Source organism: Moorena sp. SIO3I6, from assembly GCF_010672095.1.
In genome coordinates this window covers 1-1704 of sequence record NZ_JAAHHU010001083.1, presented here as the reverse complement: position 1 = coordinate 1704, position 1704 = coordinate 1, and the positions used below count along the sequence as shown (strand labels likewise).

The window sequence follows — 1704 nt, the reverse complement described above, 5'->3', positions numbered from 1 at the left end:
CCTTCACATTTGGTTGTCTGTTTAATCATTGCCATGAGTTTATGGTCAAAAGCTTCTATGAGAACAGTACTGAAAAATCTAGTAGATGGTTTGAGTGAAGCTTGGGTGAGAGTGGGGAAGTATTGGCGAGTACCTTGTAAATCCTCAATTACTGAAGCACGACAAAGAATAGGGTGTCAGGTAATCAGTCGTCTTTTCCATTCAGTAGTAAGTCATGCACGCAACAGTTGACACACCAGGAGCTTTTAAAGGAGGACTGCGAATAATGGCAGTAGATGGCACAAAGCATCGATGTACCAGATACCGATAAAAACGCAAGGGTGTTTGGATATCCTGGTAGTCGTCCTGGTACTCAAACCGCCTTCCCCAAAGTCCGCTTAGTGCTACTAATTGAAGCCGGAACGCATTTAATCGTTGATGCGTTAATCTGTCCATACCGCATTGGTGAGCGAGTTAGAGCAAAAAAGTTACTACGGTCAGTAATGGAAGGAATGTTGTTGATGTGGGATAGAGGACTACATTCTTATGGAATGGTAAGAGCAACCCTTGGCCAAAAATGTGATTACTTAGGACGAGTGCCAAAAAATGCCTTATTCAAGGTAGAAAAAGTTTTGGCAGATGGTTCTTATCTATCGTGGATTACCCCTGATCGTAAATCAAAGAAAAAGGGTGGTACGAAAATCCTAGTACGAGTCATTGAATATACCATTGATACTGATGGAGAGCCAGAAATTTACCGCCTTATTACTAGTTTGACAGATATGGCTTTATTCCCGGCTTTATTACTGGCGATTGAATATCATCAACGTTGGGAAGTAGAAAATACTATTGATGAACTCAAAGTTCACCTTAATGGTCGCAAAACTCCAATTCGCTCCCTAAACCCTCGTGAGGTAGTTCAAGAAATTTACGGTTGGCTTCTTGGTCATTGGGCTGTACGTTCCCTAATGTATCAAGTGGCCGAGCGTGCTCAAATCTCCCCTTTACGATTAAGTTTTACCGGAACCCTTAATGTTGTGCGTCGTGCCCTTCCTAAATTTCAACGTCTTGAGCCAGAAGAAGTCCCTTTTTTTTAACCTGGCTAATGACAGAAATCTTTGACGAGCAGATCCCAGAGCGCGAAGGAAGAAGTAACCCGCGAGTAGTTAAAAAAACTAGAGCTAAATTTCCTTCCAAGAAACCAATACATAAAGGAATTGGAGCCAAAAGTGAAACACGAACATTCTATGTAATCAATACTGCTTAGAGCTTAACCGAACCGTATTGAATTCACCCCGACAGCACCATCAACATCAATGTAGTAGACCTAAAACAATACCCAGAACCAGAACGGGAGACTATCTTACAGCAACAAGTACAACGTGAAGCAACAACCCCCTTTGACCTAGAAGTGGCACCCTTAATCCGGTGTAAATTATGGCAACTAGACCTGACGGGGTGACATGAAAGCTATAATGTAGAAAGAATAAGCGTTCGAGCTCTTAGCCCTCGTAAATAATACTCCAGTTTATTGCGATTTAACCTCATTAACTCCTGAACCAAATCCCAACACGACTCCATAAAACTCACCCAATTTTGGCCATATAAGCCGATGTAAAAGCTGCTATGTCTCCTTTCTATACGTCCAGACTCTTTAACTCGACCAACATATTTTTGTACACCTTTATTTTTTATTTCTTGCCCTTTAAAAGTCGCCCAACTATA

2 pseudogenes are annotated in these 1704 nt (G+C 41.5%); one reads left to right on the top strand and one right to left on the bottom strand.

Going from position 1 to position 1704, the window contains the following annotated elements:
• Positions 1–1076 (top strand): annotated as a pseudogene (locus F6K49_RS46355) (IS4 family transposase); the annotation flags it as partial.
• Between the two features lie 373 nt (positions 1077–1449).
• On the opposite strand, the pseudogene F6K49_RS46350 reads toward F6K49_RS46355, so the two are convergent.
• Positions 1450–1704 (bottom strand): annotated as a pseudogene (locus F6K49_RS46350) (IS4 family transposase); the annotation flags it as partial.